The sequence below is a fragment of the Parafrankia sp. EAN1pec genome (genome assembly GCF_000018005.1).
Taxonomy (GTDB): Bacteria; Actinomycetota; Actinomycetes; order Frankiales; family Frankiaceae; genus Parafrankia; species Parafrankia soli.
In genome coordinates this window covers 8,761,481-8,774,996 of the sequence record NC_009921.1, presented here as the reverse complement: position 1 = coordinate 8,774,996, position 13,516 = coordinate 8,761,481, and the positions used below count along the sequence as shown (strand labels likewise).

Here is a 13,516-nt window from a genome sequence, read left to right as displayed (position 1 = left end):
GCCGTCTTCGCGGCCCTGGCTCGCGGGACGCGGGATCAGGACCGTGCCCGCGACTGCACCAGACCGGCGGCGGCCCGCACCGGGTGCGAGGCGGCCATCCGCGCGTTCGGGTCGTAGCTGGCGGTGAGCGTGGCGAGGCGGGCCAGCGCGGCCATGTCGTACTTGAGCGCGACGAGCGTCGGGTCCGCGGTGGCGCCGAAGTTCGGTCCCGAGATACCACCGGACCACGGCTGCAGCGCGTCCATCACCGCGGCGGCGTGCCCGGCGGTGGCCTCCACGATCGGCGGGGCGGCGATGCCGATGGTCAGCAGGGAGTAGGCAGCCTCCCGGTGGCAGACGGCGCTCGACTCCCGGGGCTCACGGGCCAGCGCGCCGCCGAGCAGCCGCAGCTCGACGATCACCTGTGGGCAGTCGGCGGCCGGCCCGGTCAGCGCGAGCAGGGTGCGCACCGCGGCGTCCGGCAGCTCGCGCAGCAGCAGCGACCGCTCGTGGACGGGCATCGGGTCGACCGGGTCGGCGTGGATCATCCCGAGCGCGGCGAACGGCATGACGCCGAGCCCACCGAAGATCGCCGGTGCGAGGCCGCGGATCGGATCGATCACCCGCTCGCCGTCGGCCGGGTCCCCGACCCAGGCGAAGCGGACCGCGACGGTGCACCGGTCCGCCAGCGGCGGGGGCACCGCCGGCATCGCCGGCAGCCGCATGATCGCGATGGACGTCGACGCCTGCTCCGGCAGCGCCGCCGACCACGTCTTCCACGCAGACAGGACCCGGTCGGCGTCCGCGCCGTCGAAGTAGAGGCAGCCGCCGTAGATCCGGTCGACGTCCAGCAGCTCGAACTCGACGGCGGTGACCACGCCGAGCGCGCCCTTCCCGCCGCGCAGCGCCCAGAACAGCCCCGCGTTCTCCGTGGCGGTGGCCCGGCGCAGCTCGCCGTCCCCGGTGACGACGTCGAAGGCGGTGACGAGATCGCTTCCGTAGCCGAAGGTCCGTGAGACCGGCGACAGGCCGCCGCCGGTCAGGTACCCGACGACGCCCACGTGCGGCGCGGATCCGGCGAGCGCGCCGAGGCCGTGCTCGGCGGCGGCGTCGAGCACCCGCTGCCAGCGCACCCCGGCGCCGACGCGGGCCCGGCGGGTGGCCGGGTCGATGGTGACCTCGTCGAGGCGACCGGTGTGGACGAGCAGGCTCGGCCGGGTGTGGGCGAGGACGCCGTGGCCGGTGGACTGGACGATGACGTCCAGGTCGTGGGCGTCGGCGAAGCGGACGGCGGTGACGACGTCGGTCGCGTCGGCGACCGCGACCACGGCCACCGGGGAGACGGCGACGGCGACGTTCCACGGGGTGGCGGCCGCCGCGTAGGCGGCGGTGCCGGGCAGCAGGACATCGCCGCTGATCTTGCCGGCGAGGTCGGCCAGCGGCAGCTGCAGGGACGAGGAGTCGGGCGTGAAGGACATGACGGCTCCGTCTGGTCGAGCGGTGTCGAACGGGACGAGATGAGCGTGCGGTCCGCCGCTTGGACCCCACTTGTCGTTCGCCGCCGCCCGCTTGCGCCCCGCCGCCGTACCGCTTGGACGTCGCCGCCGTGCCGCTTGGGCCTCACGGCCGTGCGGCTTGGACGCCTGGTCGCACCGCCCGGAGGCGCCAGGAAAAAGCGAGCATTCACTAATTCTGTGCCACGATGATCGCGCACGGTTGTGACGGGCTTCGCTCGAAGGAGGACTATGGCCGCCGTCGCGTTGGACAGGACACCGCCGAAGGTTCATCTGCGGGTCGCCGGCGAGCGACTCGAGACCGGCTCCGGCGGGGCCTTCGACCACATCGATCCCCGTACCGGGCAGGTGGACGCCACGATTCCCCTCGCCGGGCCGCGGGACGTCGACCGGGCGGTCGAGTCGGCCCACGAGGCGTTCCTGCGGTGGCGGGACACCCGGCCGGCCGAACGCCGGCGCCTGCTGCTGCGGCTCGCCGACGCCATCGAGGCCAACGAGGCCGAGTTCGTGCGGCGGGCCGTCCTCGACAACGGCACCCCGGTGGGCACGGCCCCGGGCCTGGTCGTCGGCTCCGTCGAATGGACCAGGTACTACGCCGGATTCGCCGACAAGATCTCCGGTCGGGTGGCCTCGTCCTTCGGCCCCGACGGCGAGTTCAGCTACACCCTGGCCCAGCCGTACGGGGTGATCGGCGTGGTCATCACCTGGAACGGGCCGTTGCCGTCGCTGACAATGAAGATCCCGGCCGCGCTGGCCGCCGGTAACACGGTCGTGGTGAAACCGTCCGAGCTGACGCCGTTCGCCGCTGAGCTGTTCGCCGACCTGGTGGAGGAAGCGGGTTTCCCGGCCGGGGTCGTCAACATCCTGCCCGGATCGGCCGCCGCCGGCGCCCGGCTGGTCGACCACCCGCTCGTCCAGAAGGTTTCCTTCACCGGCGGCCCGGCCACGGCGAAGGCCATCCTGAAAGCCTGCGCCGAGCAGATGAAACCGGCCGTGCTGGAGCTCGGCGGAAAGTCCGCGAACCTCATCTTCGACGACGCCGATCTCGACGTCGCCGCGCGCTGGGGAACACTGCGTGTACTCGGGACGATGAGCGGTCAGGGCTGTGGCTTCCCCACCCGGATGGTCGTGCAGGACACCGTCTACGACGAGGTTCTCGGCCGAGTCGCCGAGATCGTCAAGACCATCAGGGTGGGTGACCCCTACGACACCGACACCGACATCGGCCCGGTGGTGAACGCGGCGGCGGTGGAGCGCATTCTCGGCCTCATCGAGCGGGCCGGGCGCGACGGCTCACGGCTGGTGCACGGCGGGCGCCGCGTCACCGAGCCCGGCCTGGCGGACGGCTACTACCTGGAACCGACGGTGTTCGCCGACGTCGACCCGCACTCGGAGCTGGCCCAGACGGAGGTGTTCGGCCCCGTCCTGGCCGTCATGCCGTTCACCACCGAGGACGAGGCCGTCTCGATCGCCAACGCCACCCGGTACGGGCTCTCGTCCTACATCCAGACGAAGGACCTGCGCCGCGCCCACCGGGTCGCCGAACGCCTCACCGCCGGCGCGACGATGATCAACGGGGCGCCGAACCTGATGGTCAACCGGCCCTTCGGCGGCTTCGGCCTCAGCGGTTACGGAAAAGAGGGCGGCCCGGAGGGCCTCGAGGAGTTCCTGCGGGTCAAGACCGTCGGCATCGCCTGACCAACGCGCCGGGACGTCGACGGGCGGTCAGGCCGGCTCGGCTAACTCGGCTAACTCGGCCGGGTGGCGTAGGAATCACCCTCGCCATCCGGCCGGTCTGGTCGAGGGACCGCGTCAGCCGGCCGTCCAGCCGCCGTCCACGACGACGTGGGAGCCGGTCATGAACGAGGCGTCGTCCGAGGCCAGGAACGCGGCGACGGCGGCGATCTCGTCCGGATGGCCGGGCCGGTCGAGCGCAGCCTTCGCGGAGGCGTTCCGGAAGGCCTGCGGGTACTCCTTCTCGCCCATCAAGGTCATCCCGGTCGGGTAGACGAATCCGGGGCAGATGGCGTTCACCCGCACGCCGGACCTGCCCCACTCCCGGGCCGCCGCCCTGGTCATCGAGAGAATGCCGGCCTTCGTCGCGCCGTACACGGCCGTGTTGGGCGAGGAGACGAGCGCGCCCACCGAGGACCAGTTGACGATCGAGCCACCGCCGCCGGCCACCATCGCCGGAATCGCGTACTTCATGCCGAGCAGAACGCTCTTGAGATTGATGTTGACGAGGAGATCGAACTCGGACTCCTCGATGTCGGGCACCGGGGCCTGCGCGATCCCGGCGACACCCACCACGTTGCAGAGGATGTCGAGCCGCCCGAACCGCTCGGTCGTCTCCCGGACGAGGGCCTCCACCTCGGCCGCCCGGGTGACGTCCGTGTGTAACGGAACAATGGCCTCGTTGCCCTCGGCGGTCTCCTTCTCCGCGCCGCTGACGTCCGCGGCGACAACGCTGGCTCCCTCGCGGGCGAGCCGAAGCGCCGTGGACCGTCCCTGGCCGATCCCGGCGCCGGTGACGATCGCGACCTTCCCGTCCAAACGCGGCATGTTCCTCGCCCTTCGTCGGAGTTCGTGAGTTCCCGCCATTATGCAAGTGAGCGCTCGCTCGAATAAGGGGATCGGTTCGACGCCTCCGCCGATCAGGCCGGATGACGCAGCCGCGGCCCGGGGGCACCGCGCTCGGAACGTGCGGCAGCGATGAGGCCAAGCGCTTCTCCAGCAGCCCGGACCGCCCCCGGGTCTTACGATGGCCGGGTGAGTCCGACCGCCGCGCGAGACGTCGTCGTCGACCGTGCCGCCCTGTTGGACTTCATCCGTCCCCGGCACCGCGGAATCCTCATGACCACGCGCCGGGACGGCAGGCCACAGGCGTCACCGGTGACCATGGGCGTGTCCGGCTCCGGGGACATCGTGATCGCCACCTACCCGGAGCGGGCCAAGGTCCGCAACGCCCGCCGCGACCAGCGGGCCTCCCTCCTCGTGTTGTCCGACGAGTTCAACGGGGAGTGGGCGCAGGTGGACGGAACGATCGCGGTCGTCGACCAGCCGGCGGCCGTCGAGGAGCTCGTCGACTACTACCGCAGCATCAGCGGCGAGCATCCCGACTGGGACGAGTACCGCCAGGCGATGGTCCGGCAGGGCAAGGTGCTGCTGCGGCTGCGCGTCGACGGCTGGAGTCCGGTCAGTCGCGGCGGCTTCCCGGTCCACCTGCTCCAGGGCGCCGACCAGCCGAGCCCGCCGAACCCGGGCGACTCCTGACCGCGACAGCGCGTCCCACCGCTTCCCGGCGCTAGGACTTCTTGTCCGTCCTGGGCTCCAGGCTTGATCTGTGGGCTTCGGGCCCGGTTCGGGTTGTGGGTTCGGGCGGTTTGGAAGTGTGGCGGTTGGGTGTCGTCCACGACTCGCTCACCCGCCACGCATCTCCGGAGCGCCCGGGGGCAGGCCCCGGGCGGCTCCTGATCTTCTCCGACTCCTGCCTCCGGCCCCGGCTCTCCCCGCGCCCGGACCGTCGGGCCCGACCGGGAGGCCCTACTGAGGCAATATTGACGTCGATATCAATAAGTGGTAATTTTCTCCCAGGTCAGTGATGACAAAAAGGGATGGTCGTGCGTCCCGGCCCTGTGCTGTGTCGGGGAGTCGCGCGGCTGTCTCGTGGCATTCGGCTGGAGTGGTTCGGCCAGCCAGTACGGAGGAATACGTGCCCGCGACCAAAGTCGACTTTCCCGTCTTCGACGCCGACAACCACATGTACGAGACACCCGACGCATTCACGAAGTTCCTCCCCGAGGAATACGCCGGCCTGATCAAGTATGTGCAGGTCAACGGGCGTGACAAGATCGCGGTCAGGGGTGTGATCTCCGAGTACATCCCGAACCCGACGTTCAGTGTCGTGGCGCGGCCGGGTGCCTGGGAGGACTACTTCAAGAACGGCAACCCGGACGGGAAGTCGACCCGGGAGCTGATGGGCAAGCCGATCCGCTCCCCGGAGGCCTTCTTCTCCCCGGAGCCCCGCCTCGCCCTGATGGACGAGCTGAACATCGACCGGGCACTCATGTGGCCGACGCTGGCGAGCCTGCTCGAGGACCGGCTCCGCATGGACCCGAAGGCCACGCACGTCGTTGTCCACGCGCTGAACCAGTGGATGCACGAGCACTGGAGCTTCAACTACGAGGACCGCATCTTCGCCACGCCGGTCATCACGCTGCCGATCGTGAGCGAGGCCATCAAGGAACTCGAGTGGGTTCTGGAGCGCGGCGCGAAGATCATCCTCATTCGGCCGGCGCCCGTGCCCGGCTACGAGGGCTTCCGGTCGTTCGCGCTGCCCGAGTTCGACCCGTTCTGGCAGAAGGTCGTCGAGGCGGACGTCACCGTCGGTCTGCACTCCTCCGACGACGGCCTGACCCGCTACTACAACATGTGGGAGGGCCGGCAGGACGGTGAGCACCTGCCGTTCGCCTCGCCGTCGGCCTTCCTCGACATCATGCACCTGCAGGGCCGTGGCATCTTCGACACCGTCGCCTCGCTGATCGGGCACGGGCTGCTCACCCGGTTCCCGAGCCTGCGGATCCTGCCCGTCGAGAACGGCTCCGGGTGGGTGCGCCCCTTCGTCGAGGCCATCGGCACCTCGTACGCGCACAGCCCGAAGCTGTACGACGAGGACCCGCTGAAGGTGCTCAAGCGCAACGTCTGGATCCACCCGTTCCACGAGGAGAGCCCGCGCGGCCTCATCGACCTGCTGGGCGTCGACCGGGTCGTGTTCGGCTCCGACTACCCGCACGCCGAGGGGATGTCCGACCCGGTGTCCTACGTGCACGAGCTTGAGGGCCTGCCCAAGGAGGACATCGCCCGGGTGATGGGCGGCAACCTCGCCGAGGCGCTCAAACTGCCCCTCACGGTCTGAGTCGGGCTCGTCGGACCCGTCGGGCTCGTCGGGCTCGTCGGGCCCGTCAGGCCCGGCGGACCTGTTAGGCCAACCAGGTGCTTCGGGCCGGCTGCCCGAAGCACCTGGTTCCTGCGCGGCCGGACTACCGGCCCGGCCTCGACTCGTGATGACCGAGCCAGGCCACGGCCGCCGTCCGGTCGTCGTCGCGGTCGTTGCGGCGTACCGCCAGCGAGGCCAGGAACTCGAGGGGGGTCGGCGGCACGGTCCACAGCGGTCCGAGGAAGCCGGTCACCCGCTCTCCGCGGACGCCGCTGGCTAGGCCGCCTGTGGTGAGGGCGAGCACCTCGCCGTCGGACAGCGTCACGGTGCGCACCTCCAGGGCGTCGCCGTGGCCTGGCAGCGCGGCCACCTGCGGGGGCGCGCCACCCGTCCCGGGACTGCCGGGGTCGGCGAGCGAGAACACCGGGTCGACGGTGCCCGCGCGGATCCGCCACGCCATCAGGCCACCGACCCGTCCGACGACCGCGGGGACCGACCCGCCGGGGGCGACCACCGTCGGCACGAACCCGAGCAGCAGGGTGGTCAGATAGTCCGGGCCGGACGCCCGGGAGTGCAACATCGCGTCGATGTCACCGGTGACGGCGCGGACCAGAGCCGCCAGGTCGGCGCCGGAGGCCGGGGCGGTGGACGCCAGCCGTCGGCGGCTCGCCTGGACGGCCAGCGCGGTGGCCATCCGGGCCGCCCGCCCGGCGTTCTCGCCGTCCCCCACGGCGCCCGCGACCGCGAGCAGGCACACCGAACCGTCCCGGTCCGTCCACACCGTGAACGACTCGTTGTCGTTGCGGCGCGGCCGGTGCCGCTCGGCGGTCACGGACCCGGCTCGCACCGTGAGGGTGCCGACCTGCCCGCCGTCGTAGGCGAGCATCGGCGGGATGTTGTTGGCCGCCCCCCGGTAGAGGTCCGGCTCCAGGTACGGGTGGTCCATCGGGTCCATGGCTGGGAAGTCGGACATCTCAGGCTCCCGGGGCGATCAGAGCGACGCCGCGCATGAGCTGACCACCCTGCAGGCGCGGCAGCCGCACTATCTGCAGGACCGCGCCGGTGGCGCTGTGGTGGTCGCTCAGCTCGACGCTGAGCCGGCGGTCCATCACCGTCCAGAACTGGGGGTCGCGGCTGCGGTCCAGGTCGACCTCCCGCTGGTCGAGCGTGGTCAGCTGCTGACCGATCGCCTGCAGCGCGGATTCCGCCCGGGCCCGGACGGCCGCCATCACCGCCGCCCACAGCGAACCGGGTGCCGCGGCGGGCAGGTACACCGACGCGGCGTTCTCCTGGGTGGCACAGATCCACTCGCCGAGCTCGTCGGGGCCGGCCGGCGCCGGGCCCAGCTCCTGCAGCTGGGCCAGCAGTCGTAGCCTGGCCACCCAGCCGGGTATCCGCTCGAAACCCGGCTGGGTGCCAGGTTCGACGCAGACCACCTCCCGGACGGCTCCGGCAAGGGCCGCGGTGGTGGTCACCAGGGCGGCCAGCGCCTCGGTCGGGTCGATTCGGTCGGGGAACCCGCTCAGCTGCAGACCATGCACCAGCGAGCGGCCGCCGGCCCGCAGCGTGGCGAAGTCGAAGCTGACCGGAGCGGCCAGTGCGCTGGCGGGCTCCCGCTCGGCGCTGCCGGCCGCCGCCCATTCGGCGGCGAGCTGGCAGGCGGTCCGCCGGCGGCGGGGGCTGGCCAGCGCGAGCAGACCGACCACCGGGGCGGCGGCGCCGTCATGACGCCGGAGGAGGTCGGCCGGCGCCACCGCCTGCCCGAGAACCTCTCCGAGGTCCTGCGCCAGCTCGCGCGCCAGCTGGTCGCTCGCAGCGGTGCCCGCGGTGGTGCTCTCCACGGTGGTCGCAGTGGTGTCCGCCGACCGCGAGGCGGCGGTACCCGGGTCAGTGAATGCCACTGAACGGATCCTTGGTCGGGTCGTAGTCCAGTCGTGAGGTCAGCTCGGTGCGGAAGACGTAACCCTCCGGCGCGGTCAGCAGATCCTCCGGCGAGTCCACGGTGTGCGGCAGTGGACGCTCCCGGTGGGTGCGCAGATCGCCGTTGGAGTCGATGGAGAGCCAGCGGTGCCCGGCGGGAACCTCCAGCAGGAGGACATACCCGGGTGCGGCCGGGCTGGTTGGCGGAGGCGGTCCGGGCGGCGCGGAAGCCGGCTCCGTCTGCTGCCGGTACAGCAGACGGACACCGGAGATCGGCAGCACGATGCCACCGTCGGGAACAGGGCACTGGGCGTCGACCACCAGGCTGTCGAAGATGCCGGCCCCCTGGTGCACCACGTCGTGGTGGAGGGCGTACCGGAGCACCCCGTCGCGCACCAAGCCGTCGGGCGGCGGATCCTGCAACGGCAGCGGCGGGACGTCGAGCACTGGCCGCGGCTGTCCCTTCGCCAGGATCAGGGTGAGGCGTTCCTGCTGGTTGATCTCGAAGCGCATGGTGACGCCCTGCCTGGTGAGTTCGCCTACGAGGGGCTGCGGAACCCCCTCGTAGGAGCCCCACACGGAGGGGTCCGCCTCCGTTCCCTCGCCGCCGCGGCCATCGAGGGGCGGCACGTCGTATCGATGGACGTTGATCAACGAGACGAGGGGGTAGGGGATCCGGCTCTCGGCGTACGCGGTGTCGCCGTCCCCGGCGAGTGGCTGCCCACGCCTGAAGATCGGTTCCGCGGCCACGCCCTGAATGGTCTGGAGGAGGGCGAAGTCAGCGGCCAGATTGACGTGCAGGCGGGAGGAGTCGACACCGAAGTAGGAAGCTCCCTTCCGCAGCTGTTCGATCACCTCCTGGGACTGCGGGTCGCCCGGCGCGAGATCGGCCATGGCGTTCAGGTACATGCCGCCGAGCGCGGTCCCGGTCTTGCAGTGCACCGCGTCGAACTCGACCTCGAACGTCGAGTCCAGGCCGTCGGCGTCGAATCTGGCGCGCAGGGCGTCCTCCACCCGGTAGCGCAGCGCCTCTGCCAGCATCGATCCGCCGGACAGCGCCACCCGGTCCACCGACTGGCCGCCCTGGCCCCGCACCGACAGGCCGCCGAGGGCTATCCCGGCGGCCAGCGAGGCGATCTGGTCCACGATCGGGCTGATGATCCCGTCCAGCTCCTGCGCGGTGATGACGACCGGGGAGGTCGCGGCCGTGCGGTCCGGCACCAGATCGGCGGGGATCCGGACCGGGCCGTCACCGGTGTCCGTGCCGCCGGTGTCCGTGCCGCCGGTCACCGGATCGCCGCCGATCCGGATCTCGACCGGGCGCGGTGCATGGTCGCGCAGGCCCCGGTGTTTCACCGCCTGGGCCGCGTTCCAGAGCGCGTCGAAAACGGCGCGGCGCTGCGCCCCCTTCGTGTCGTCGAGCCCTTCGAAGACCGTCGCGTTCGTCGCGATCCCGAGCCGTTCCTTGAGTAGCCGGAAGATCTCCAGGGTCAGCAGGTCGCCGCCGAGATGAAGACGTCCGCCCGAGGCGAGCACTTCCGGCGCGAGCCGGTGGAAACGCCCCGGGCAGTCTCCCGCCGCGGGCGGGGTGACGTCGGTGAGGACCGTCTTGACCAGTGCGCAGTCGGTCGTCCCCCCACCGACATCGATCACGAGGAGGTTCTCGTGCCACTGCTGGGCGGCGTCCCACAGCCGTGGGTCCTCCCAGGCCCGCGGGCCGTCCGGGCAGCGGGCGTGCAGCTTGAACGCCTCGGCCCCGAGCAGGGCGTCCGCGCCGAAGCGTCTCATCAGGAAGAATCCGGCGGCGGCGGCGGACTCGTCGACGTTCATCTCGATCAGCGGGGCGAGTCCGTGTCGGCGCAGCTCGTCGAGCACGGCCGCGCGGCGGTCCGGCGGGAGCTTCGTCGGAAAGGTGACGTGGATTCGCGGTACGGGCACCGCGAGCTGCACGTCGTCGCGGGTCAGGTCCGCGAACCGCTGGTAGATCCGGGGGAACACCTCGCGGGCGGACAACCGGGTGTTCGGCAGTCGATGGTCGAGATCGGCCAGGAACCTCTTCACTCCCCGGTGGCGGAGCCGCACGCCCGTCACCTCGTCGGCGAAGTCGACCCGCTCGCCGTCGATGACGAGATCGCTGCTGCGGTGCCGACCGGTCTTGAGATGGTTGAACCGCAGCGGGGGACCCTCGAAGACCGTCTTCCACGCCTCAGCCCGGGCGAGTGGGTCGTCGCGGGTCTCCATCTCGATGTTCAGGGCACGGTCGACAGCCGGGTCCGGCTGATCGAGGCCCAGCAGGCTTTCGGCCCGGGCGAGGCTGTCCGCCGGTAGCGAGCCGTCGTCCACCCGCTGCACGCTGCGGACGTCCAGCACGCCTGCCACGGCACCGCTGGTGCCGAAGTCCAGCGTCGCCGAGATTCCGGCCGGCGCCGCTGCCGGCATGGCGGGGCCGCCGCTCACGTCGCCGTCCACGCTGGTCGCTTCCGGTTGCGTCATCTTCGCTTCCTTGATCTGAGACGGGTGCAGCCGGAAGCTGCCGCGGGTGAGCGGCGCGGCCAGGCGGCTTCCCTGCTGGCGCCGGCGGTAGAAGATCCCGACGGTCGGGGCGGCGGGGTGACGTGTCCACGGCTCGAGCCGCAGCTCGACCGGTCCCGTGCCGGCGTCGACCGGCGGGCGTACCCGGGTCGTGGAGACGACCGTCGTGCCGTCGAGCAGGTCGACCCGTTCGATCAGTCCTGGGACGGTGTGTGCGCCCAGCCGGAGCGTGACCGTGCCCGGCGGCTGTGCCGCGGCGGACGGGCCTGCGGGAGCCGTGGCCGTGGGAGCGTGGCGCAGCTCCAGCCAGGGCGGCTCCGCCGGCTCACCGGGCACTGCCGGTCCCCGCGGCCGCGAGCCTGCGCAGCTCCCGCTCGACGGCCCGCAGCGCCGGCGGGGCGCCGCCGACATGGCTCAGTGCCACCGAACGGCGGTGCAGCTCCGCCCGGACGTCGGCCCGCGCCTCGTCGACCATCGGGCCGAGCAGGTCGACGAGCCGGTGTTCCAGCAACATCGCCAGCTCCGCCCGGGTGCGTGCCACCAGCCGGAAGCTGAGCCGCTCCGACTGCCCGTCGCCGGATCCGAAATCCCGGCCGCCCGGGGCATCGGCCGGGCCGCCCGAGGTGTCGGCCGGGCCGCCACGGGCCCGGTTGTCGGTCAGCAGCCGCAGCAGCCGGCCGCCGAGCGCCGCGAACTGTTCGGCGGCGCCATGGTCGGTGTCCGCCGCCGCGGGCGAACGGCCCCGGCCGTCAGCCGTGATGCCGAAGGTCCCGGACCAGCTGGCGAGCCTGTCCGCGAGCTCGTCCTCTGCCTCGGTGATCGCGTCGGTGGCGATGCCTGCCAGGTCGACGGCTGCCAGGACGCCCCGCACCTGCGGCATCGAACCGCGCCAGACGCCGTCGCGGCGGAACGCCGAGTTGCGGATGACGTCCCAGGCGGGCAGCCCGTAGACCGCGGTGGCGGCGGCCGTCCGGGCGATCTCCCGCAGGGCGTCCACCGGCTCCTGGTCGCCGTCGAAGAGGTTCCGGAGCCGGTCGACCTTGTCTTCCTCCTCCCTGGGATCGCCGGCGTCGGTCAGCGCCGCCGTGACCAGTCGCCGTGCCTGTGTCACCAGACGGTCCAGCTCGGCCTCGTCGACCCGGGCCGGGGCGTCGGTGGCCAGGCCGGCGATCTGGGCGCGCAGCCGTTTCGCGCCGCCGTCGAGCATCGCGGCCGCCACGGCCTGCCGCAGCTGGCCCTCGGTCGGCCCGTGCGGGTCCCAGGCGGCGTCCGCCCAGACCCGGCGGCTGTCCTGCGCCGACCCCCAGGCCCCCGCGGGGCTGCGCGGGTCGAAGTCGAGCCACCCGGTCTCGTCCGCGAACGCCCAGGTGCCGGACACCGCGGCGACCAGCGCCTGCCGGCCGCTCAACCGCCACTGCCGCAGGGTGGCCGCGACCGCCTCCTCCACCGCGCGCAGCTCGTTCGGATCGGCGGGGTTCTCGATCCGGTCGAGCTTGGTGGCGACGAGGACGCAGTCCGGCTCCGCCTGGACCGGCGGCGGCTCGAAATCACTGCCGCCCGAGAAGGCGACGACGTTCAGCGAGACGTGGGTGACCGCCTGATGCTCGGCCCGGACCAGGTTCTCCAGCGCGCGCCCCTGCCCGGTGCCCGGCAGGTCGGTCACGACGACGGTGCGGCCGCCGGCCCAGGACAGGTCCCAGACCGAGGCCGGGACCGGCACGTCGTCGACGATCACCCGAGCCAGAAGCGGCACGCCGAAGCCGCCGATCGACAGCTCGCCGCCGAGGGCGAGGAACTCCTTCAACTCGTAGCTGACGCCGTACTCGAAGGTCTGCGCCGCCCGGGCGAGCGCGCCGACCACGTGACGGTTCGGGTGGTCCAGCGCGGCCAGCTCGCCGAGGGCACGGGCGTCGGCGTGATCCAGATCCAGCAGGGCGCGTGCCCGGCGCAGCGCCGCGGCCTCGGTCAGCATCGTCACCCGGGTCCGCCCGGGACGCCCGTCCTCGGCCTGCACGAGCCGGAGCAGGGTCGGCACCGCGGTGACCGCGCCGGCTCCGACCAGCAGGGTGTCAGGCCGGCCGAGGAGCAGCTCCAGCATCGTGGACTTCATCGAGGCCATGGCGCCCGCGGCGACGATCCGGAACTCGCCCGCCTGCAGCCGCTCGATCTGCTCCAGGACGTCGCGCAGTTCGACCACGGTGTCCCACCGCTCCGGTGACAGGCTCTGCCGGTCCAGCTTGTTCAGCTGGTCGAACGCCTGCCTGAGCCCCGACCGTCCCCGTTTCCCCCCGGCCATGCTCCCGTCCTCCCCGTTCTCTGCTTCTCCGCACCTGACAAAGGTCCCGCGTAATACCCGGCAGCGGGCGGCGCGAGAAGCGCGCGGGCACGGGCGTGAACGCGGGTGCGCTTTCCCCGCTCGACGGGTCCGGCTCGATGGGCCGGGTTGGCGGGTCGCCCTGATCTCATCGGATTCGGTGCCCCTTCGACTCGCCGATTTCCCCCCGGTGGCGGCCGGTGTTGCGTGCCGGAGTGTATCGAACGGGCGTGGTCCGCGCACCGGCCGGCCGACTGTCGTGATGGTGCCCTGGCCGTGCTGTCGACGGCCGGTCGGCCGGAACCGCGACAGGGCGGAGCA

General features: G+C 72.1%; 9 protein-coding genes. 3 read left to right on the top strand and 6 right to left on the bottom strand.

Going from position 1 to position 13,516, the window contains the following annotated elements:
* Positions 1 to 35: 35 nt before the first annotated feature.
* Positions 36 to 1,457, bottom strand: coding sequence for an FAD-binding oxidoreductase (locus FRANEAN1_RS35880; RefSeq protein WP_020464565.1), 1,422 nt, complete (start codon positions 1,455 to 1,457; stop codon positions 36 to 38).
* A 267-nt stretch (positions 1,458 to 1,724) separates the two neighbouring features.
* On the opposite strand from FRANEAN1_RS35880, the gene FRANEAN1_RS35875 reads away from it, so the two are divergent.
* Positions 1,725 to 3,191: an aldehyde dehydrogenase family protein gene (locus tag FRANEAN1_RS35875; RefSeq protein WP_020464564.1), complete on the top strand. Its 1,467-nt coding sequence runs from the start codon at positions 1,725 to 1,727 to the stop codon at positions 3,189 to 3,191.
* Between the two features lie 114 nt (positions 3,192 to 3,305).
* Here FRANEAN1_RS35875 and FRANEAN1_RS35870 read toward each other — a convergent pair whose 3' ends face one another.
* Positions 3,306 to 4,055 (bottom strand): SDR family oxidoreductase, encoded by a 750-nt coding sequence (locus FRANEAN1_RS35870; RefSeq protein WP_020464563.1) that lies wholly within the window; start codon positions 4,053 to 4,055, stop codon positions 3,306 to 3,308.
* 207 nt (positions 4,056 to 4,262) lie between these two features.
* Here FRANEAN1_RS35870 and FRANEAN1_RS35865 point away from each other — a divergent pair, with 207 nt between their 5' ends.
* Entirely contained in the window at positions 4,263 to 4,766 is a 504-nt protein-coding gene (locus FRANEAN1_RS35865; RefSeq protein ID WP_041255172.1) for a PPOX class F420-dependent oxidoreductase, read from the top strand.
* A 439-nt stretch (positions 4,767 to 5,205) separates the two neighbouring features.
* Positions 5,206 to 6,408: an amidohydrolase family protein gene (locus FRANEAN1_RS35860; protein ID WP_020464561.1), complete on the top strand. Its 1,203-nt coding sequence runs from the start codon at positions 5,206 to 5,208 to the stop codon at positions 6,406 to 6,408.
* 124 nt (positions 6,409 to 6,532) lie between these two features.
* Here FRANEAN1_RS35860 and FRANEAN1_RS35855 read toward each other — a convergent pair whose 3' ends face one another.
* From FRANEAN1_RS35855 to FRANEAN1_RS35840, 4 genes are read right to left on the bottom strand one after another with little or no spacing between them, the layout of a single operon-like run.
* Positions 6,533 to 7,402 carry a protein phosphatase 2C domain-containing protein gene (locus FRANEAN1_RS35855; RefSeq protein WP_020464560.1) on the bottom strand — a complete coding sequence of 290 codons (870 nt, stop codon included), beginning with the start codon at positions 7,400 to 7,402 and terminating at the stop codon, positions 6,533 to 6,535.
* Position 7,403: 1 nt separating this feature from the next.
* Positions 7,404 to 8,330: a hypothetical protein gene (locus FRANEAN1_RS35850; RefSeq protein WP_020464559.1), complete on the bottom strand. Its 927-nt coding sequence runs from the start codon at positions 8,328 to 8,330 to the stop codon at positions 7,404 to 7,406.
* Positions 8,317 to 11,217, bottom strand: coding sequence for a hypothetical protein (locus tag FRANEAN1_RS35845; RefSeq protein WP_020464558.1), 2,901 nt, complete (start codon positions 11,215 to 11,217; stop codon positions 8,317 to 8,319). Before FRANEAN1_RS35845 ends, FRANEAN1_RS35850 begins: the two co-directional genes overlap by 14 nt.
* Positions 11,207 to 13,177, bottom strand: coding sequence for a hypothetical protein (locus FRANEAN1_RS35840; protein ID WP_020464557.1), 1,971 nt, complete (start codon positions 13,175 to 13,177; stop codon positions 11,207 to 11,209). The genes FRANEAN1_RS35845 and FRANEAN1_RS35840 overlap by 11 nt, the downstream gene beginning before the upstream one ends.
* Positions 13,178 to 13,516: the final 339 nt, after the last annotated feature.